Origin of the sequence: Aquirufa esocilacus, assembly GCF_042715595.1 — a bacterium.
Taxonomy (GTDB): Bacteria; Bacteroidota; Bacteroidia; order Cytophagales; family Spirosomataceae; genus Aquirufa; species Aquirufa esocilacus.
The window spans coordinates 684,215-704,301 of sequence record NZ_JBBKXX010000001.1; the positions used below are offsets into that span (position 1 = coordinate 684,215).

The window sequence follows — 20,087 nt, forward strand, 5'->3', positions numbered from 1 at the left end:
CTATGTTTGTTTCAGATAAAGCGTTAGAATTAGTACCTCGTTACGGAGCATTCCTCGAGAAACACATCATTCCTTTAGAGCAAGGGGCCATCTATGGTTCTTTTCGGGCTCATTTGCCCGCCTTACAAGCACTGCGCGCTAAAGCGAAAGAGGAAGGCTTGTTCGCCCCTCACTTGCCCGTGTCACACGGGGGGCTAGGTTTATCCTTAGTGGACTTCGCTTCGATTTCTGAAGTGTTAGGTACGAGTCCTTTGGGACATTACGTATTTAATTGCAATGCACCGGATATCGGGAATATGGAGTTGATGCATCAATTTGCATCACCCTATTTACAAGAGAAATATTTACGGCCATTAGAACGTGGTGAGATTCGTTCTTGTTTTGCGATGACGGAGCCTGAGCATGCGGGCAGTAATCCGGTGCACATGTCTACGACCGCTGTACGAGACGGAGATGAATATGTTATCAATGGTCACAAGTGGTTTACCTCCTCTGCGGATGGGGCGTCTTTTACGATTGTGATGGCGGTAACGAATCCCTCGGCTGAAAATAAGTATGAACGGGCGAGTATGATTGTGGTGCCTTTGGATAATCCTGGATACCGCATGATCCGCAATATTCCCATTATGGGTGATGAAGGCGAAGACTACCTGTCACACAGTGAGGTGGAGTTCGTGAATTGCCGGGTGCCCGTTTCGCATTTAATTGGAACAGAGGGTTCCGGTTTTACGCTAGCGCAGGTTCGGTTAGGACCAGGGCGGATCCACCACTGTATGCGATGGATAGGTATCTGTGAGCGGGCTTTGGGGATGATGTGTGACCGAGCTATCGAGAGAGAGCTTAATCCAGGGCATTCCTTAGCGATGCAACAAACGATTCAAAACTGGATTGCGGAGAGTGCCGCGGAGATAAAAGCCTCTCGCCTCTTAGTTTTAAACACAGCCCATATAATCGAGAAAAAGGGTGCTAAGGCAGCCAAGGAGGACATTTCCACCATCAAGTTCTATGTTTCAGATGTGTTGATGAAAGTGATTGACCGGGCGATCCAAGTGCATGGAGGTTTAGGAATCACGGATGATACTTTGTTATCGTTCTGGTATCGTCACGAACGGGGGGCTAGAATTTATGATGGGCCGGATGAGGTGCATAAATCAGTTTTAGCGAAGAGCATTTTAAAATCACGGATGGGCTAATGGAAGGCTTTGAAAAATTACCCGCTTATTTAGGTGTTCCTTCGGTGGAGCTTACGGCCTTTCCTGGCGGATTCTCGAATCTGACTTATCAGGTATGCGCTGGTGAGGAGACGTATGTGTTGCGCAGACCTCCGCATGGATTGAAGATTGCCAAAGCCCACGATATGATTCGGGAGTTTCGCGTATTACAGGCCTTGGAAAAGGCGGGTTATACGAAGATGCCGCATCCCATTTCAGCCTGCGAAGATGAGTCTATCCTAGGGGCTCCTTTTTTTCTCATGGAGAAAGTGGATGGCATGATCATTAGAAATCGTCCACAGGCGGAAGCTTCAGCCTTGTTTTTTCATAGCCTTTCACAGTCTGCCCTAGATGTCTTAATCGATTTACACTCTTTGGAATTAAGCGATTCTGGCTTAGGTGCCTTAGGAAAGCCGGAGGGATATGCGTTACGACAGGTGCAAGGCTGGGCTGAACGCTTTCAAAGGGCGAAGACTACGGAAGTAACTTCCATTGAAGAAGCCTTTGATTGGCTCCATTCTACGCTTCCGAAAAATTCTGATGTCGCCTTCATTCACAACGACTTCAAATACGATAACCTAGTGATTTCTGTATCAGGAGAAGTTCAGGCCGTGTTGGATTGGGAGATGGCTACCGTGGGTGACCCGCTGATGGATTTGGGAACGACTTTGGCCTATTGGGCAGAGGCGGAAGATGAAGATATCCTGAAGATGTTTAACCTCTCGTATGTGCCGGGGAATTTTACTCGCCGCGAGGTGATTGACTATTACGCTTCCAAAACGGGGCGAGATGTGAGTAATATGGTTTTCTACTATGTGTTTGGGTTATGTAAAGTGGCTACCATCGCTCAGCAGATCTACCAGCGTTTTAGTTTAGGGTATTCGAAAGACCCGCGTTTTAGTGTTCTAAACCAAGTCGTGGAGGCCGCTGGCCGGAAAGCGATTGCATCCATTCAAACAGGTAACATATGAAAATCAATAATGTGTGCATCTTAGGTGCCGGAACTTTAGGAACAAGAATTGCTTTACAGGCTGCTTTGTCAGGCTTTCAGGTAGCTGTTTATGACATAAATGCGGAGGCATTCATGGCTTCGAAGAAAGTGATGGCTAAGATTCTTCGATCGCTTTCGCTGACGGATGAAATTATCGAGAAGATAAAATTTACGACGGATCCGGCGGAGGCCGTAGGGGACGCGGATATTATCTCGGAGTCCGTGACGGAGGAATTGCCTTTGAAACGTCAAGTGTGGGCACAATTTTCCGCTTTAGCGCCAGCTAAGACGATTTTTACGACGAATACCTCGTATTTATTGCCGTCTATGTTAGTGGATTCGGTGGATCGCCCTGCCCTATTTTGTGCCTTTCATTTTCATGATGTGTTTTATTCCAAAGTGGTGGATATCATGCCGCATCCTGGTACGTCTGAAGAGGTGGTGACCTTATTAGAAGATTTTGGCAGAGCGCTGAAACAAGTCCCCGTGATCGTGAGAAAAGAGAATCCGGGCTATGTGTTTAATTATATGCTGATGGCCGTGATAGGCGCAGCGGGTAAGTTAAGGACCAAAGAAATTGCGAGCATCGAAGATATAGATAAGTCCTGGATGGTGAACTTCCATATGCCCATGGGACCTTTTGGAATACTGGACTCGATTGGATTAGATACCGCTTGGCACGTGACACATAACCTGGAAGATGCAGGTTCGCAGGCTTTTGCAGCCCTATTAAAGACCTATATCGACGCTGGGAAGTTAGGAGAAAAAACAGGGGAAGGATTTTATACTTATCCTGCCCCTGCTTATAAAGATCCTGATTTTCTTATTTAATCAGGTTGGTAAATTCGTTCCGCATTTTTTAATACTTCGGCTTTGTCCAAAGTCATCACCTTCGTCTTCTGCGCCTGATACAGTTCGCGTTGATCCGCGAAGTGTTTCGACTCCGGATGTGAACTCGCTCCAAAGGTATTCACCGTCTCTATCAGTGGCAAACCGCCACCTTTGGGAAACTTCACGAATCCGATATAGGCATCGCCTGAATTCATTTTACGTTGTGATTCGCCTATAGGCTCAGACATAACTGCCGCCAACACATCTGGCATACCTGCTTGTGGCCAATCTTGATCTCCCCTTTTCAGGCGTTGGAACTCCCCTAGCGTCACGTCCAAACGTCCATAGTGCTTCATTAGGAAATCGTGCACGTATTGCGTTAGCTCCACCGCTTCCGATTCTGTCAAGGGATCTTTAGAGGCTGTATGTCTGATTTTAGATGCCCCATAATAAGCAATGTTATAATACAAAGCGCCCACACTCTCGATATTGGTCACGTGATTCCATTCTTTCAAGCCTTTGATAATAGTCGCTATGGCCGGGTATTTAGCTGCATCTAGCGTGAAAAGTACCGAAGCATCGTATCCATAGGGATATAAAATCTTCGCTGGCAATTGACGATCGAACTTGATGCGCTTTAAATCTTCCCAACCTATTTTGTCGTAGGTATCAATTAAGTCCTTAGCCCGCTGTGAACGGTTATTGTGGTAGGTCTCGTATCCGTCGTATTTATCATAGTTCGCCGGATTCAGATTCTCGTTTACCGCCGTCGCCATAAAGGGCGAGTGATTCGTGTTGAACAAATACCCAGCCGCTGGATTTAGGTGCTGCGGTAATTCATTCAGTGGTTTGAATTTTTCCCAAAGTGTCTCCCGCGTATTTCCGGGTAGTGTGGAGGCCCAGTTGTATTTGGCATTACGGTATGGCATCTTTCCATTCGAGATATAAAAGATATTGTCCTCCTTATCTGCGTACATGATGTTGAACATAGGCAGGTGATTCTGGTTTAATGCCGCCTTGAATTCCGTGAAGTTCGTAGAGCGGTTCATCGCGTACCACTGCTGAAGAGCGCCGGCGTCCATTAGAGACGGAAGACGTAAGGAGAAATAAGCACCTTTGGGCGATTTCACCGTAGGGCCATAAATCGATTCGTAGGCCATCTTAGAAACGGGGAAAGGAATGCCTTTGATGTTCAGCTTTATTTTTCTCTTTACCAAAGGCAACCATTCGCCATCTACCTCGTATTGACCCGGATGTGCTTTGTCCGTCTTTAATTGATATACGTCGATTTTGTCTTGGAAGTTCACCGTATGTGCCCAAGCAAGATGAGGTGTTACTCCGTGGAAGATCAATGGGCCACCCGGGAATAAACCTCCTAAGATATTCCAACCCTCTTCAGACTGCACATGTGCCTCGTAGAAAGCCGTAGCGCCCTCGATAGGCTGGTGCGCGTTAATGACTAACATCGGCTCTCCTGTCGCCGATTTCGAGCCCTTAATGGCAAAGGCATTACTTCCCTCTCCTGTAAAGCCGGGAAGCGAGGGAATGGAGCCATCGAGGATTTTGGGCAAAGCCTTATCCACTCCACAGAAGATCGCCACGGAAAACATCGTCGTTGCGATATAATCTTCGATAGCAATGGGAAACACGTGCTTATTCACCACTTCCGATGGATGCGCTTTCCCGTAGGCCTCTAGACCCATCAAATACCCTTGCACGAGTTGCAAGAATTTAGGATCCATCGACTTAATCTGCTGATCGACCACCTTGCGGGTATTCAATAAACCGAAGACAAAATCTACCGGCGCGCCTTTCTTTCCTAACGCAGTGCCTAATTTGCCCTTACCCGTCAGGATAAGTGTCTGTATGGTCTTAAAGTCATCCTCTGAATGTGCCCAAGCTAAACCATATGCCACCTCAGGGTCCGTAGGAGCAAAAATGTGAGGTACGCCGTAGGTATCACGCGCGATAGTGATTTTATCCTTGCGGATAATCGGTTGTTGGGCATTTGCCCAAAAAGTAATCAGACAAAGAGCTAGTAGTTTTAATTTCATTAGTGAGGTTTTGCGAGTAAATTAGCTAGTAAACGGTAGGCGCCTGGAACGCCAGCCGGTAATTCCCGGAAGAAGACCAATCCGGTATAAATGAATTGACCTTTTCCGTATTTGGTTACAGCGATGTTTCCCTTGTTTTGGGATTCACCCGGGTCTGAAAATCCTAATGGAAACTCAAAGTGAGGGTCAGTTGTTTCGGCGGTATAAATACTGCGTTCTTGAATCCAATCCGTAAAGTCGTTTTCGCTGATTTTATTAGGACTATTCAATAGCGGATGAGTAGGCAGCAGGAATTCCGGCTTAGCCTCTTCTTTCGTAATTCGGTTACGCGACACTAATAAGGGATAGGGCGACATGCTCGACTTCATCGGGCCTAAAAAACTAGCCGTATTGTATTGGACCACGTAATTGCCGCCGTTTTCGATGTATTTCATGATCTCAGGATATCCATTTTCCCAATAGTCATTCGTGTTGTAAGCACGCACGCCTGTTAAAACCACATCGTATTTCTGCAGATTCGCTGCCGTTAAGTCTTTCTCCGCTAAGAAGTCCACCTCGTAGCCCATTTGTTTTAATGCCTCTGGGACTTTATCGCCGGCGCCTTTGATATAGCCTAAGCGATTTCCTTTCTTCGCGAAGTCGATGTGCAATAAGCTCAAGTTTACGGGTGTGAAATAGCGTTGGGTGGGAATATGTGGGTATTCGATGGTTTGCAAGGTTAGGGAATCTACCCAGTTGTCTGTTCCGGACGAAATGTGCAGTTGGATGTTGCTCGATAGTTTACCTAGTGGTACCGATGCTTCAGTAAAGGAAATAGGCCATTCCTGCTTCTCTCCTGCTTTCATTCCGTCTTTTAATGGGATATTTGCCAAAACCGTAGCTCCCGACTTCACCTCGATTTTACCTGGCTTTAAGGCCGCTAGCGCTGTGATGTAGAGGTTGGTAGTTTTCGTTACCTTACTACCCTTAGGGAGTAAGACCACGTTCGAACTTAAACTAAAGACCGTTTTAGGGGTCACGGCAATCGGTTGAAGAATTTCCCCTTTCACTGGATCGATGATCAATTCTTGTACGGGTCGTTCTATAGCAAACTCTTCCCCTTGAATGTGGAAGATTGCTTTTGCGGTATACGCTGGATCTACCTTAGCTTGACCGATCTTCTGTTGATCACTGACATTAAAATATCCTGTGGCTTTCGTTTCTTGTATCCAATAAGGTTGTGTGATGGGCGCGGAGGCCGTAATACTGCGATTGAAAGGATATTTTTTATAGGGTTCAACAGTGCCCTTAATGGTCGAATCTATTCCTGCGAAAGCAATCTTCACATTTTCCACCCGAATAGGTGCGCGAACAATAAATTCCGTTTTGATGGGTAGTTTTTCGCCGACTGCAACAATTCCTTGTGAGGTTGTGGCTCCGAGGTAAATTCCTGCAGCATTGACTACCCAAGCATTGATTTCGTTTATTTTCTTCTGTGTCCACGGGCTTTTAGGAAGCGCTTGGATGGATTTTTTTAAGCTGATTAGAGCCGAAATGCTCTCGTAAGGTTTTGCTGGATTGTAGCCTTTGATGATGGGTATGATAAGCGTATCGATGTTGGGATTTACTCGATTCCATGAAGCGTCTACGCCATCCCACAAATATTCTTTGGGAGCCTCACCGCCTAAAGTCGCGAAGTATTCCGTACTTCTTCCCCGGTCTACCTCAAAGCCAAAACCTTGGGATTTGTGTTGGCTACGACTGAAAGCGGCTAGTTCGCCGGTGCTTTGGCCTAAAAAAGGCAAATAATCGCCTATGTTGACTTTAAATTGGGAGTCAGAAATAGTAGAATTTCCGGTAGAACCCGGGAAACGGAACGTATTCCATAATAAGCGTTTCGCCTGCCAAACATCTACTCCCTTTTTCAATTGTTCTGGGAACATCTTGGGATCTGCCGCTGCTTTATAAGCTTCGATGGCGAGTGCCGCGGAGGCCGAGTGATGTCCGTGTCCAGCCCGCGCATCAGGTGGAAAACGCGTGAAAATGATATCTGGACGTGTTTTTCGAATGACCCAAACTAAGTCTGATAGGATCAGTTGCTTATTCCAAAACGCCAAAGCCTCATCCGTCGACTTCGAAAAACCAAAGTCAAACGCACGGGAAAAATACTGATTCGCCCCGTCAATTCTTCGTGCAGCCAGTAATTCCTGAGTTCTAATTAATCCTAAAGGCACACCTTGCTCGTCGCCGATGAGGTTTTGGCCCCCATCTCCCCTTGTACAGGCAAAATAGTTTGTCTCCCAATGTTGTTGTTGTGCAAACCACGTCAGCATATGCGTGCTTTCATCATCTGGATGAGCTGCTACGTGTAAAACGGAGCCGAGCACGCGCAATTTTTGCAAATCTTCCCCTAATTGGGCAGAGGTGCGTTGTTGCGCTAAAACAGGAAAGGCCAATAAGGCCAAAAGAATGAGTTTTTTCATTAAACTAGCATATTTCTATTCCAAGGACCGCGATAATTTCTAGCTAATAAGGCTGTTGCTTCTGGGTCATTTAATACGGTTTTTGTTCCTGGATCATAGGAAAGAGGTCGACCTAACTTCATGGAAAGATTCGCAATAATGCAGGATGCGGTAGATATATGTCCTTCTGAAATGTCAGCGATGGGTTTTGAACTTTTATCGATCGCTGCTAAGAAATCCAGCATATGCCCACGAGTAGCAGGTGCCGCATTTAATTCGATGCGATCTTCTTTTAGATCCTCCGGATACTTTTCTTTTTCATAAACCACGTCCATGTGCAGTTTCTCCCCTTTGGGATCCGTAGGCGTGAAATCGTATTTCATGGTACTCATTCGTAGAGTCCCTTTCTCCCCATAAATGGTTAAGCCCCATGGATATTCTGGGTCTGGAGCAGTGCCCCAGCTTCTATGTTGCCAAACACAATTCAAACCATTGTACTCAAAAACGGCTGTTTGTGTGTCAGGGATGTTGGATTTGCCCTCTTTTTGGACATAGATCCCTCCCTCAGAACTTACCCGGTTAGGCCAACCTAAATCTAACATCCAACGCGCTGTATCGAACATATGGATACACATATCACCCATAATTCCATTACCATATTCCTCAAAAGTTCTCCACCAGCGGGTATGAGGTAAACCGTCATAAGGACGTAATGGCGCAGGTCCCGTCCACATTTCGTAGTCAAAAAAGTCAGGAACGGCTTGAACTGGCGGATTACCATTATTGCGCATATGGTAATAGCAATACATTTCTACATGAGCTACTTTACCTAATAATCCTTTGTTGATGATCTCTTTTTTGGCTTGGATCAAGTGTGGCGTACTCTTACGTTGAGTTCCTACCTGAACTGTTTTGCCGTATTTTCTAGCGGCAGCGACCATCGCCTCACCTTCTAGTACATCCACTGAAATGGGTTTCTGGACATAGACGTGTGCACCGGCTTTCACCGCATCAATCATCTGTAAGGCGTGCCAGTGATCTGGGGTACCTACAAGGGCGATATCTAATTCATTTTCCTTTAATAATTGGCGGTAATCGCCGTATAATTTCGGCGTTTTACGCGATTTTTGACGGGCTGCTACTAGCTTACCAGCTTCTGTTAACATATTTCGATCCGGATCGCACAAAGCCACTACCTCTACGGGTACGACCTGCATCAGACGGAATAAATCGCTCTTTCCATACCAGCCGGCGCCTATTAAGGCCACTCGGTAAGGACGTGTTGGATTCACTAAATCTAATCCATAAGCGCCAAAGGTAGACAAGGCTAATGCTGCAGATGCCCCTTTCATGAAATGTCTGCGGTTAATGTTGAATGTTTTCATAGTATGATCGTTAGGACTGATTCAGCTGGTATTTCTAGGTTTAGTTTGTCTACGCTAATGTTTTTTTGGCGACCCTCATTTTGGATTAGTAGTACAATTTTTCCATCCGGTCGTTTAAAGGCAGCTGCCTGAATACTTTCAGGAACTTCAAGCCCTATTCGAACCGAACCTGCCGGTACAAATCGCGCAGCTTGCATAACAATATAATAGGATTGATTTCGAATGATGTCCTGACCTGAAATGGTTAGAGCGCCTAAACATTCCGTGCAACCACCTGGAGTATGTGGCCCATAGGATGGATCATTCGCTAAATTCCATTCAATGGCCGTTTTTGCGTGGTTATTCACCGCGCCCAAAATGACATTCTTTACGTGCCACATAAAATCACCCGTAAAATCTCCCTTATAGCCCGTCCATTGTTCCGTAAAATAAAGGTCTTTATCCGGATGCGCCGCTTTCACTTTACTCATCGCAGAAATATCTCCATTGTACAAGTGAAAGGCCGATCCACTCACATATTGTTTAGCATCCGCATCATTTAATAAGTCGATGGCATATTCTGGATGATCGCAATTGTGGTCATAGACGATGATTTTTGAAGTGATTTTTCGTTTTTTGAATACAGGCCCTAAAGCTATTTTGATAAAATTCGCCTGCATTTCAGATGTCATCAACATACTGGGATTGTTGCCTGGATGAAGTGGCTCGTTCTGAGGTGTTAATGCCCAGATCGTAATTCCTTCATTTGCCATTTTTTCTATGTAGGTGGCAAGGTAATTGGCATAAGTTGTATAGTGCTTTTCCAAAAGTGATCCGCCTTTACTCTCCCCATTATCTTTCATCCAGGTGGGTGGAGACCAAGGTGTGGCCATTAATTTTATCGCTGGATTAATGGCTATAATTTGTTGTAAAACGGGAATCAAATCGGCTTTTGAGGGTTCTAAGCTGAATTTTTTAGGCTTATCCTCATAGGAAAATACCGTCGCATCTAAATCTGTTGCCCCTACCCCGATTCTTAAAACGGAGATTCCGTTCTTACCAAAAAGTTCCTGTAATAAAGCAGCTCTTTTCGCGGGTTCTAATTGCTGAATTAATTGAGCGCTACCGCCTGTTAATGTGAATCCGAATCCATCGATGCTTTGAAAGGTCTGTTCAGGATGCACTACAATCTTGGCTCCTCTGAATTCAGAATAGAGATTTTCGGTCTTTTGAAAAAAGGATTTCTGTTTAGGTTGACTTAGGTACAGCTCCGATTGGCAAAAACAGAAAAACGGCAAGCTTACTAGCAGCAATAGTTTTTTCATAGGTTTAATTTTCATTAAAGGTATCGAATATTTAGAAAAAAATAAACCGCCTTTTTTAGGGGCGGTTTATTGTTAGGAAAAGAGTCGATAGTCCGAAGTCCGTAGTAAAAAAAGGTCCCGGACTCATTCCCTCCGGACTAAATCCCTCCGGACTAAATCCCTCCGTACTATTTCTTCCGTTTCATTGCGGCGGCCTTATGACCTGAGAGCGATTTGTGTGAATCTAACCCTATAATAGTCACAGATCCACCTCCGCGTTCATAATCGTGCTTAAAGTGCTCGAAATTTTCCATTACGGAGTGATCGACAAGATGCGTTTTGGAAAGGTCAATTGTTACATTGAATCCGGATGGAATGGCTTCTAGTTTACGTTTGATCCCCAAGTAATTTGTGAATACCGCGGCATCAGAAATCTCGACAAGGTAAGCGTCATCCGTGAATGAAACCTCTGTAGGTGCGCTGAAGATGGCTTTTAAAGGTTTTCCGTTGAATAGATTGACTAGTATTTCAGTTAAAATACCAGCTCCAATTCCCACCAATAAATCCACTCCTAACGTGAAAATAATGGTCACTAAGAAAATCAATAGTTGCTCCTTCCCTTTCTCCAAGGTGTGGATGAATTCTTTCGGGTGGGTTAACTTGATACCCACTGTAATTAACATGGCTGCTAATGCTGTATTCGGGATTAACTCAATTAAATGAGCGGCTAATAAGACGAATACTAAAATAAAGAATCCGTGGAAGAAGTTTGCCCACCGTGTTTTGGCCCCATTCGCAATATTAGCGGATGAACGCGCTACCTCTGAGATCATTGGTAAACCACCTAAAAACGCGACCAATGTATTCCCGATACCGGTTGCAATCAAATCTTTGTTCGCATCTGATTTACGTTTGTAGGGATCTAACATATCCATGGCTTTTACCGTCAAAAGGGATTCCAATGTACCCACTAGGGCAAACATTATCACAAACTTGATAAACGTTCCAGTTTGAGTGAAGCCTTTAAAAGAGGCATTCAATTTGATATTATCTACCAAATTCCCAATGTGAACAAGGGCATATCCTGGTTCAGTGGTTTGAAAGTCCATGATTAATTCTGCCGGAATCGCAATCGCTAAAACAACTAATGGCGCAGGGATTTTTTTAATCATCGGGTTCTTAATATAAGGCCATCCCATCATAATGACTAAGCTGATCGCACCGATTAAAGTCGCTTTGGGATCCCAATTCGCAATAAATTCGGGAATAGAAGCAAATAATTCTAATGGCTCCTTCCCTTTTGCAAGAATCGGATTCACATCTAAAAATACTGGAATCTGCTTGCCTATGATGATTAATCCAATCGCTGCTAACATACCATGCACGGCAGAAAGTGGGAAGAAATCCATCAATTTACCCAGTTTGAATACCCCGAAAAGGATTTGGACTAAACCCGCTACCACCATCGCTCCTAGGGCTAAGTGCCAGCCTTGTTCTCCTCCGCCAAATTCAGCTACTGCTCCCGCCACAATCACAATTAATCCAGCTGCAGGTCCTTTTATGGTTAAACGTGATCCACTAAATAAACTGACAACGATACCCCCAATGATGGCGGTAAGTAAACCCATAATCGGAGGGAAATCCGATGCTTTAGCAATCCCTAAACTTAAGGGAAGCGCTAATAAAAAAACAATAAATCCAGAGGCTGCGTCTGACGCATAGTTCTCTTTTAATCCAGCTAGGCCGTCTTTAGGTATATTCTTCATCTTAAAAATATCTGTTTGAAAAGGTAGCATGGGTTCTATAATTAGGACCCATAAAAATGCGTGCATAAATACGTATCACCGCTAATCCATCCAGGATAAAGCTGAGCGATACGATGCCTGCTAGTAAAAATTGATCTTCGTGAATATGTGAAAAGATTAAATCCTCTCCTATGAACGTGGGAGTTATCGGAAATCCGGTCAGGCCTAAACATGCTAACAAAAAGATTAGCGCAATTTTGGGATGGTTTTCTGATAATCCTTGGAAACGATTTAAGGTCATTTTCCCCTCTTGCTGAAACAAACGTTGCAAACATAAGTATCCCACAAGTCCTGACACCATAATGCCACTTAAATAAAGCACTGACTCAAAAGAATCAAATTTCTCATTCAGTGAAATGGCTAAAGCAATCCAGAAATGGTTCATAATCACTAATATCCAGCTTAAACGAATACTTCTGCGTTGTGTAAAGGATTTGAATACGAGCACTAAGCCGATTCCTGCAAACACAACTGGTAGCCAATGTAAAGCGGTGGCGTTCATTTGGTTTTCATTGATCAGGTAATAACTAATGCCAAAAGCAGGTACAAAATAGGCCATCAAACGTTTTCCATTTAGGAAATTCAGTTTGTTGCCTGCCCATTTCATTGGATTCCACAGGTATTTGTACAACATCGAATCTAAATTCCATTCCTTTAGGCAGAGTACATAGAGTGTATTACGCCATTTTAGAGGCAAAAATCGCTCAATAGAACGAGCTCTAGGCTCGAAGTGGTAGAATTGTTCTCTGATCAAATAGGAAACCACGGATGGCGAAACCAATAATTGATAGGTTCGTAGAAACGCATTACCAGCGAAATGGAACAAGGCTAATTTTTCAAACCCAAGTGAAACTTCGATGAAGATCAAGCCTATTTGCGCAATGGAGGCATAGGCAATCTGGCTTTTCACCGATGATTGAACTCGGGCAATTCCAGTCGCCACTAAAGCCGTCAATAAGCCTAATCCTGCTATTAGAATTCGCACAGAAGTCTGATTTTCCCAAAAAGGGAACGTTCTGAGCATTAAAAAGACCCCGATATGCACCGAAAGTGAACCATAAAAAATAGCTGAAGACGGTGTAGGACCTTCCATTGCGCGCGGTAACCAAGATGAAAAGGGTAATTGAGCTGATTTTGCCGATGCAGATAGTAAAAACATCAAGGAGATAAATACCCCGATGATACTATGTGTTTGCAAATGCTCGTGAACCAATTCAGCATTATTCAATTGGGAAAAAGTAATGTTTTGGCCCCATAAATGATGACTCGCCCACATTGCTAAAATAATTCCCACATCGCCAATACGGTAAATAGAGAATACTTTCACCGCATTCTTCACCGGCAAATAACGTTCGCGGTAGAATGAAATCAGTAAGAAAGACGAAATTCCTAGAATTTCCCATCCGATGAATATGTCTCTAAATTGCCAGAAAGTGTTGTCACACAATAACCCACATAGAAAAAAAGCGTGGTGTTAAAAAAGCGCTTATACCCTGCTTCGCGGTGTAAATAATAGCGAGAATACAAGGTCACCATAAAGGTTAATAGGGCTCCCACAAGCAAATAGACCGCTGTTATTTTGTCGAATAGAAAATCAATTTGGAAGACATATTCCTCGTTTTTAAAGAGGATAATGTCATTGATTTGTATCGTCTCAGCGCCAGTAAAAAGCCAATAAGCGATGAATCCTGTTGCGAGACTTAATTGAATCGCTAAGGTGCTAAAGGCTGTAACAGAAATGAGTGTCTCGTTCTTTTTTGGTAAAATTAAACTCACCAAAAAGCCGAAAATAGGCACCCAGATAAATAAATGGAGGGTTAAATTCATGGTTGGATTAATTTTGATTGAGTAGATACACAGGGAAATTTTCTTGCGACGACGCTAATAATTCATCCAAATTATCAATCTCTTGGATATCCTTTGTTAGCGGTTCGTAAGGCTTAAACTCCCCTTTTTCAAATACAGACAACTCTTTCGTCTCTGGATTAATCGACACGAGTTTCACCCAGTCATTGATGAACCATTCATAGGTTTCTTCGGCCTTTTGGATGGTTTTCAATACAATTTCAGGGAAGTGCTCCACGATCAACAACAAACGAACGGGGTCGTGAACTTCGGTCATCTGAGCCGGTAAACCCGGTCTTAAATCACCATCGATTCCATTGGCCACCCCAAAAAGTCCCATCACATTGTGCGGTAACTTCGTCCCTGCGCCTAATTTCTCGCCATCCACTCTAGAGAAGTAATATTCTAAATTGATTCCACCACACACAGGTGCAGCTGCTTTCAAAATGTTGAATAAATACGTTCCATCGGGATCTACGCGGTAATCAAAGGAGTTCAAGAACGATCGGCGATCTAAGAAAACCCCTTTCGATAATTCTCTTCGACCCACGATGCACAAGGCATTCGTTGCGTGATTTAGTTCTGGACGAGGCTCAAAGATGGATACAGAACGGGTTCTGATTTTCTCATGTATGTCACTTGATCTCGCTGAGGTGTTGATGGACTCAAAGCGTCTTGAACGTTCTTTGGCATTATTATCTAAAGCCTTTTCAAACAATTTTACGTGTTCCGCGTGCTTGATTTTATAATCTGCATACGTGATTTGTTCATCGTAGAAAACGACATCATCGCGAGTCGTGTCACGTAAACCTCCCACGAATACCGTCGTTTCCGGAATATGAATTCCTTTTTCACTTAGAATCGCACGCACCTCTGGTTTATTGGCCATTTGGCTGATGACACGGGCATTAACTGAACCAGCACGTCCTGAACATGCGCCACAATCATAGGCCGCATAATGTGGATTATTCACCGAACTGGCTCCGTGACCAATCACATAAACGATAGGGGCAAAATTGTCCACTAAGCCGATGCTTCTCAATAAGTTTTCAACTCTTACTGCCATTTCTTCGATTTGGAACCCTACTTGAAGTCCATTCTCCATCGCTTGGTAATCCACCCGAATGGTCGAGAATTTATCTACGTGTTTCAATGAAGACGCAGTCGCAGGACTCATCGACGGTTTGAATAGGTTAACGAAAAGCTTAGCTGCAGACCAAAATCCAAGTGTTTGGCTAAATAACCAACCTGTATAGAAATTATGACTGTGCTTCGAGAAATGGAGGTCTGCTCTTAACTTTTTCTCGCTTCCCTCCTCTTTGATTAAGTAGTTAGGGGTAACTGGAGCGGGACAAAGTTTGGTATAAAATTTACCACCTACCGGCTGATAGTAAAACTCCACAGAAAAGAATCCCGGAGTTCCATAGGTATCACAGGCTGGATCTAATGCCTCCAAATGACGTCTAAACGAACATTCCCGGTCATCAATGCAAAACATCGCTTGGAAGCTTTTCAAATGCGGTTTAATGGAGTCCACCTTTTCCATTTGCAAGCCTTTTAAAACTTGATCATAATAGGTCCATTCAAAGGCTTCCTGCCACAGACTCAACACATCCAACTTTTCCGAATAAGCAATCGGATCATGCAAGGGAATAATTTTCTCTGTCGCGAAATGGCCAATTGGAGACCAGGATTGCTTTAACTTATAGTTCAGCGCATCAAACTCTAACAATAATTCAAATAGAATTAAGTCTTCTAACTTAATCAGACGGGTATCTAATAGGGTCTGAGGCAAATCTTCTACCGTAGAAACCATTCCTGACCATCCCTGGTGAGAAAACTGTTGATCGTATAAATACTGCTCATACAGTTCTTCCTTATCCCCCACAACTTTCTTAAGCAAGTCCGTTATACTCAATTCAGGATCCAATAAGAGTTTTTTCGTTTCCTTATTGTAGAAAATACTCGCGAAACTGGTGCTTTCAAGTGTGCGAATCGCTTCTAAAAAGGATTTGCCTTCTAAAGGGAAATTCCAGATGGAAATACCTTGGTCTAAAAAGCTACCAATGATTCGAAATAAGGTAGGATGTACTAAGGAATCCAAGTCGATTCCAAATGTTGTTTTCCAAATTCCACGTAAGGCTCCCACTCGTCCAGGTTCAATGCTAGGATATTCACCAAATAGTAATTTTCCCTTCCAAGTTTCAGCATCTCCCTTTTTATCCAATAAAATTCGTTCTAAAATATCCTCCGAGATTCGCCCTTCTTGATACATCGATCGAAAGGTCTCTAATTGGAAATAGACTTGGTAACCTAGTTTTACATGCGCGGTGGCTAATGCTTCGTGAAACGCTAGGTTTTGGAATGCATGTAAGGTATTGTGGTGCACAAAGTCCATTAATGGGGCTTGTGCTGGCAAAAAGTGCTTCAGTTCATGAATCACATGATGCTCATCAAATGAGGTTGGCATATTCAAATAAATTAAAATGTAAAAAATACGATAGTATCGTAGGCTTTTTTTACAGTCTAATATTTCTGAAAGTCAAGAAAATAGGTGTTTTTAAAAAGGCGATTGCCTTAGTAGGAAAACCTGTATTTGCCCTAGAAATGGAGATATCTACAGGTGAAAAAAGCGAAGAGACTTTATGTAAAGCAAAAGGAGTAAATAAATTATCGTCCTCATTCTCTGTCGTATCCTCTTCGAATAAAAAATCCATAAAACCATAGTCAGATGACTCGGTTTTATGGATTTGTTGTGATTTTTCTTTTTGAATGGAAGCTTGCACCCCATCCACTTGTACTTTCGACGCCATAGACGTCAAAAACAAGAGTGAGATGAACAATAAGTATATTTTGTTTAGCTTCATTTCAACAAATATACGCTTATTTTAGGGATGATAAGTATTCCACCACATCTCTAATTTCTCGTTTACTCATCAAAGAACCCATTGGTGGCATACCAGATGGCAAGTTTTCTCTTGATTTAATGCGCGTAACAGGAATACGTAATGGTTCTGCATCATTCGTCTTTAATTGCACTAGTTCATCCGTTTCAGAAATAATGGAACCTGAAACTTCTTGTCCATCTGTCAATACGAAATTCGTGGTACCATAACCTGGAGAAATGCGCGCACTCGGCTCGATCAGAGCCTGTAACAATTGCTCTCTCGTTAATCGGGAGGCAACTCCCTTTAAATTAGGACCAACATTTGTTCCTTCTCCACCTACAATGTGACAACGTACGCATTGTACGGTTGAATTATAATTAAAGATATTACGTCCATCCGCCACTGAACCGCCATACAAAGCTTCTTTGAACTCGTCTGTTAACGTTCCTTTTACTTTTAGCGCATCGAGTTTTGCCACTAATTTCTCCTCATTATTGGCCTCTACTGCCTCCATAAGGTCTAATTTAATTCCAGAGGGCAATTGATTATCAACCATTTTCTGAATCAAATCGGCTAAAATAGCAGAGGTGTTAGCCGGCTTCATTTTGGCCATACTTTGCAACAGCGATTGCTGCTCGGTAAGCGATCCTTTTTCGAAAATTGGTTTGGTGATCGCTGGTAATTCAGCGGCACTTAGTTCAATTTTGTTCAAATTGCTTAAGGCGATACCGCGGACATTTTTGTCCTCATCGCTGATACCTTTTTCTAAGATTGAGGCTAATTGAGGTGTTTGAAGTTCTGCCAGAGAACTCAATAAAGCTGCCCTTACTTTCGCATTTGAATTATTTCTAAAAAGGTTGATTTCAATCTCCGTAAATGATTTCAGTTGTAACTCTGCTACTAATTTAGCCGTTGCGATTAAGACATCTGGATTTTCTGAAGCCAAGAATCCTGGAATTTTGGGTTGAATACGCGCAATCACATCAGCTGGATTTCTTTCCAAAGCACCTCTGTGGCGTCCATCCACTCGGTCCATCACGGATGGATTTGCCCAAGAACCTAAGGTCGCGATGGCTTCCGCACGCAAAGATTCAGGAATTCCCGTTCTTTCAGAATAAGCAATCAATAAATCAATCTCTTTCGCCGAGCCCACACGTAAACACGCATTGATGGCTCTTCTAATAATTACCTCCGACGTAAATCGCGAATCAGCTAAAGTCGCCGCTAAAGCTGGCAAAGCTGCAGGAATAGATTCATCATCGTTAATCGCTCTCGCCGCTTCCGCAACGATGTATTCATCCGAATCTTGTAGGAATCCCGCAATTCCTGGATGAGCCAAACGACGTAACACGAGTACCGCCGCGATTCGCAAAGAACGATTTGGCGAATTTTGCAAAGCTAACATGGGTTCCGCCTGCCCTATTCTGCTTAAGGCTAAAACCGCTGCGTGACGCAAATACAGGTCCTTGTCTGCGTTCGTTTCGATTAATTTCAATAAAGATGGAATGGCTTTTTCTGTACGAATGCGACCTAAAGCCTGTGCTGCAAAGAAAGAAACACGTGGGTTAGTCGATGCCACTAATGGTAGTAGTTGATCAGCAGCGGATGCATCATAAATATCCCCTAATACTTTAGCTGCTTGCGCTACGATTTCTTCGTCTGTATCGCCTAATAGTGGCTGAATAGCAGTCGCTGCTTTGATTTGGCCTAATCCCCAAATTCCGTGTACACGGGCTAATTGATTCTCTTTTTGTTGAACCGCTTTCTCGAAGATAGCTGTTGCTTTTCTTTCTGCCAGTTCATATTGCGCTTTCAAACGAACACGTTGATCCGCATAGAATAATAAATCGTATAGTTGCGTCAAACTTTGCTTTGCATAATCCTGCTGTATGAATTTCTTGGTTTGCTCGCGTTCCGCTTTCAAATCATTCTCTTTCTCGTCTACATCGATTTTCCAGATGCGACCATAGTTCTTGGTATCCCATCCAAAAATCCAATCAGACGCGTATAATGCTCCCTCAGGACCAAAACGGATACCGGTAGGCAAAATCCCTTTCACCACATCTTCTTCTGATTTGAAGTCAAATGAAGCCCCTTTCTGCTTTAAGTCAAAGGACCAGATATGGGACATATTCGCGTTTCCCACAAACTCGACTAAAAAGAATTTATTGGTCCAGCGCTTCCCTAAAGCCGTTCCTGGGTTCCAAAGCATCCCCGTAGGACCATTGTGGAAATTGCGAATTGGTGGAATGATATAGGCTGCTTGGCCTTCCCAACGAGGGACAAATAATTTCTCATCCATCCAAACCTTGTACTGGTTGTTCCGTGGATCAGTGTATTTTCCATATTGCCAGTTCGAGCGCCATCCAGCATCAGAACCCTCCACCACATGCACTAAACGTTCACTTTCGCCTGGATGATCTCCATCATTATCAGAGCTAATTAAATTACCATAGTTATCAAAAACGAATTCGTGTGTGTTACGCAATCCGCTCGCATAAACCTCGAATTCTGATCCGTCTGGATTTGAACGAACGATGACTCCTGAGTTTGGGTTTTTGTATTGTTTACCGTCTTTAGCTGTGATATTCGCACCAATATCTCCGATTTGCCAATAGATTTTTCCGTCAGGTCCTTCCGTAACGCCAGACATACCATGCCCACCAAAACCAATGTGAACAGCATAACCGGTCGAAATCGATTCAGGTTTTGTCCATTGACCTCCCTTGTGTTTTAATCTCATCAAATCTGGTCCTATGGCCACAAATGCATCTTTTTTGCGTACTAATAAACCGCCGGCAACATCCGTTACTTCTTCGTTAAATCCGTTGAAAACACGGGTGGATTGATCCGCATAGCCATCCCCATTCAGGTCCTCTACTTTATATATTTCCTCTTTCTCTACTTTTAGGTCTAACCAGTCGTGAGATCCGTCGCCATTCATGTCTGGTAGCCAGGCATTTTTGGCTGAGTTTTCTGGAGCAAACGTGCGGCGTAAAAAGGCTCTGCGATCTTCCACCGTTTGGAAACCAATCGACTCGGTCATCCAATCGCGGTGCCCACGAATATCAAACTCTGACGCCTTATTTCGATTCGTACTATTGACAAAGATCGCCCCTTTGTCATCCACTGCGATGGCAACGGGATCTTGCAATAAGGAATCGGAGGCCCATAAATTGATTTTAAGACCTGGAATGAGCTTGATGGGTTGTTTGTCTTTGATGGCTTTCGCGTTTTCAACCACCTTTGTCTGATCTTCGTAAATGATCTTGTAGGTGTCGTCTTTGCCTTGTTTGCTACAAGAAAAAAGCGCTAAAGCGGTGCAAGAAAGTAGAATGATTCTTTTCATTAGT

General features: G+C 43.6%; 13 protein-coding genes. 3 read left to right on the forward strand and 10 right to left on the reverse strand.

What is annotated here, in order from left to right; all coding sequences use genetic code 11:
• The first annotated feature begins 2 nt into the window (after positions 1-2).
• The 3 genes from SKC37_RS02975 to SKC37_RS02985 are packed head-to-tail and all read left to right on the forward strand — an operon-like array spanning position 3 to position 3,033.
• The gene (locus SKC37_RS02975; protein ID WP_377980035.1) at positions 3-1,193 is read left to right on the forward strand and encodes an acyl-CoA dehydrogenase family protein; all 1,191 of its coding nucleotides are present in this window, start codon (positions 3-5) and stop codon (positions 1,191-1,193) included.
• Entirely contained in the window at positions 1,193-2,182 is a 990-nt protein-coding gene (locus tag SKC37_RS02980; protein ID WP_377980036.1) for a phosphotransferase family protein, read from the forward strand. Before SKC37_RS02975 ends, SKC37_RS02980 begins: the two co-directional genes overlap by 1 nt.
• Positions 2,179-3,033, forward strand: a complete 855-nt coding sequence (locus tag SKC37_RS02985) for a 3-hydroxyacyl-CoA dehydrogenase NAD-binding domain-containing protein (protein WP_377980037.1) — start codon at positions 2,179-2,181, stop codon at positions 3,031-3,033. The genes SKC37_RS02980 and SKC37_RS02985 overlap by 4 nt, the downstream gene beginning before the upstream one ends.
• Here the strand turns inward: SKC37_RS02985 and SKC37_RS02990 are convergent.
• The 10 genes from SKC37_RS02990 to SKC37_RS03035 all read right to left on the reverse strand — a co-directional run bounded on the left by SKC37_RS02990 (position 3,030) and on the right by SKC37_RS03035 (position 20,083).
• Entirely contained in the window at positions 3,030-5,087 is a 2,058-nt protein-coding gene (locus SKC37_RS02990; RefSeq protein WP_377980038.1) for a penicillin acylase family protein, read from the reverse strand. The genes SKC37_RS02985 and SKC37_RS02990 overlap by 4 nt on opposite strands.
• Entirely contained in the window at positions 5,087-7,549 is a 2,463-nt protein-coding gene (locus tag SKC37_RS02995) for a PIG-L family deacetylase (RefSeq protein WP_377980039.1), read from the reverse strand. Before SKC37_RS02995 ends, SKC37_RS02990 begins: the two co-directional genes overlap by 1 nt.
• On the reverse strand, positions 7,549-8,913 hold the full coding sequence (locus tag SKC37_RS03000; RefSeq protein WP_377980040.1) for a Gfo/Idh/MocA family protein: 1,365 nt from the start codon (positions 8,911-8,913) through the stop codon (positions 7,549-7,551). Before SKC37_RS03000 ends, SKC37_RS02995 begins: the two co-directional genes overlap by 1 nt.
• Positions 8,910-10,217 carry a glycoside hydrolase family 30 protein gene (locus SKC37_RS03005; protein WP_377980041.1) on the reverse strand — a complete coding sequence of 436 codons (1,308 nt, stop codon included), beginning with the start codon at positions 10,215-10,217 and terminating at the stop codon, positions 8,910-8,912. The genes SKC37_RS03000 and SKC37_RS03005 overlap by 4 nt, the downstream gene beginning before the upstream one ends.
• A gap of 167 nt (positions 10,218-10,384) precedes the next feature.
• The gene (locus SKC37_RS03010; RefSeq protein ID WP_377980042.1) at positions 10,385-11,962 is read right to left on the reverse strand and encodes a SulP family inorganic anion transporter; all 1,578 of its coding nucleotides are present in this window, start codon (positions 11,960-11,962) and stop codon (positions 10,385-10,387) included.
• 1 nt (position 11,963) lies between these two features.
• Entirely contained in the window at positions 11,964-13,448 is a 1,485-nt protein-coding gene (locus SKC37_RS03015) for a proton-conducting transporter transmembrane domain-containing protein (RefSeq protein ID WP_377980043.1), read from the reverse strand.
• The gene (locus SKC37_RS03020; RefSeq protein WP_377980044.1) at positions 13,391-13,828 is read right to left on the reverse strand and encodes a hypothetical protein; all 438 of its coding nucleotides are present in this window, start codon (positions 13,826-13,828) and stop codon (positions 13,391-13,393) included. Before SKC37_RS03020 ends, SKC37_RS03015 begins: the two co-directional genes overlap by 58 nt.
• Before the next feature lie 7 nt (positions 13,829-13,835).
• A complete protein-coding gene (locus SKC37_RS03025) occupies positions 13,836-16,316 on the reverse strand; it encodes a YbcC family protein (protein ID WP_377980045.1) in 2,481 nt (826 codons plus the stop codon).
• Between the two features lie 49 nt (positions 16,317-16,365).
• Positions 16,366-16,713: a hypothetical protein gene (locus SKC37_RS03030; RefSeq protein ID WP_377980046.1), complete on the reverse strand. Its 348-nt coding sequence runs from the start codon at positions 16,711-16,713 to the stop codon at positions 16,366-16,368.
• Positions 16,714-16,729: 16 nt separating this feature from the next.
• Entirely contained in the window at positions 16,730-20,083 is a 3,354-nt protein-coding gene (locus SKC37_RS03035) for a HEAT repeat domain-containing protein (protein WP_377980047.1), read from the reverse strand.
• Positions 20,084-20,087 lie beyond the last annotated feature (4 nt).

What these genes read in the sequence shown, in the direction of transcription:
- SKC37_RS02985 (WP_377980037.1), top strand. Translation starts at nt 2,179, where the DNA reads ATGAAAATCAATAATGTGTGCATCTTAGGTGCCGGAACTTTAGGAACA.
- SKC37_RS02980 (WP_377980036.1), top strand. Translation starts at nt 1,193, where the DNA reads ATGGAAGGCTTTGAAAAATTACCCGCTTATTTAGGTGTTCCTTCGGTG.
- SKC37_RS03025 (WP_377980045.1), bottom strand. Translation starts at nt 16,316, where the DNA reads ATGCCAACCTCATTTGATGAGCATCATGTGATTCATGAACTGAAGCAC.
- SKC37_RS03030 (WP_377980046.1), bottom strand. Translation starts at nt 16,713, where the DNA reads ATGAAGCTAAACAAAATATACTTATTGTTCATCTCACTCTTGTTTTTG.
- SKC37_RS02995 (WP_377980039.1), bottom strand. Translation starts at nt 7,549, where the DNA reads ATGAAAAAACTCATTCTTTTGGCCTTATTGGCCTTTCCTGTTTTAGCG.
- SKC37_RS02990 (WP_377980038.1), bottom strand. Translation starts at nt 5,087, where the DNA reads ATGAAATTAAAACTACTAGCTCTTTGTCTGATTACTTTTTGGGCAAAT.
- SKC37_RS03035 (WP_377980047.1), bottom strand. Translation starts at nt 20,083, where the DNA reads ATGAAAAGAATCATTCTACTTTCTTGCACCGCTTTAGCGCTTTTTTCT.
- SKC37_RS02975 (WP_377980035.1), top strand. Translation starts at nt 3, where the DNA reads ATGTTTGTTTCAGATAAAGCGTTAGAATTAGTACCTCGTTACGGAGCA.
- SKC37_RS03010 (WP_377980042.1), bottom strand. Translation starts at nt 11,962, where the DNA reads ATGAAGAATATACCTAAAGACGGCCTAGCTGGATTAAAAGAGAACTAT.
- SKC37_RS03005 (WP_377980041.1), bottom strand. Translation starts at nt 10,217, where the DNA reads ATGAAAAAACTATTGCTGCTAGTAAGCTTGCCGTTTTTCTGTTTTTGC.
- SKC37_RS03020 (WP_377980044.1), bottom strand. Translation starts at nt 13,828, where the DNA reads ATGAATTTAACCCTCCATTTATTTATCTGGGTGCCTATTTTCGGCTTT.
- SKC37_RS03000 (WP_377980040.1), bottom strand. Translation starts at nt 8,913, where the DNA reads ATGAAAACATTCAACATTAACCGCAGACATTTCATGAAAGGGGCATCT.